Source organism: Corallococcus sp. 4LFB (assembly GCF_046520365.1).
GTDB lineage: Bacteria > Myxococcota > Myxococcia > Myxococcales > Myxococcaceae > Corallococcus > Corallococcus caeni.
The window spans coordinates 1-819 of the sequence record NZ_JBKGHJ010001138.1; the positions used below are offsets into that span (position 1 = coordinate 1).

The 819-nt window shown below is 77.7% G+C and carries 1 pseudogene; it reads right to left on the bottom strand.

Features of this window, described 5'->3' with window-relative positions:
- A pseudogene (locus ACLEQD_RS44570) lies at positions 1–819 on the bottom strand (protein kinase); the annotation flags it as partial.

The following is an 819-nucleotide window of genomic DNA, read 5'->3' on the forward strand; positions in this document are numbered from 1 at the left end:
GCGTAGCCGCCGTGCCCACGTGGGGCGTGGCGCGGCGCGCGCGCCCGCCGGGGGCAGGGCCTCCAGGAACTGGGAGCCAGTCCGCGTACGTCGTCTCGTGCCGGGCGATGAGGAAGCCCTGCACGGGCACCGTGTGCAGCGGGGTGGCGGTTGAGGAAGTCGCGCACGCTGGACTCGGCGGCGTGCCGAAGCGCACGTCGCCCGGCGGCACGTAGGCGAACCCCGGCGGGAGCGAGCCCTCGCGGACGAGCGGCAGGACGACGCGCCGCGACTCCCCGCGCGTCAGGAGCAGCGGCTGCACGGAGTCCTCGTGGCCCGGCGCGCGCACGGTGAGCTGGTAGCTCCCCGGAGGCACGGCGACGTCGGCCCAGGCAGCGCGCCCGGGGACGGCAGGGCTCGCCCAGGACCTCCGGCCCGCCGGCCTCGCGCGACACGGGGCGCAGCTCCGCGGAGCCCCGGGCGCGTCCACCTGGAGGGACAGGTGCGCGGGCGTGTTCCAGCGGCCCCAGCGCTCGCCGTCGACGTCGTAGAGGCGCAGGCGCTGGAGCAGCGCGGGCAGCACGGGCTCACGCTCGCTTTCGGCCCACAGGGCGCGCTCGTAGAGGAAGTCCGCCAGCGCTTCGCGCACGTCGGTGCGGGTGGGGGCCAGCGCCAGCGCGCGCTCCAGCCGGTCCGCCACGGCGTCGAAGTGGTGGGAGAGCTGGGCCCCCCGCCCGGCCACCTTCGCCCAGGTCCGGTCGCCGTCCGCCTTGTGGCCGGTGTCGTAGAGCCCGAAGGCCTCCGCGCGCTCGGCCTGGAGCGCGTCGCGTTCGCGGGCGC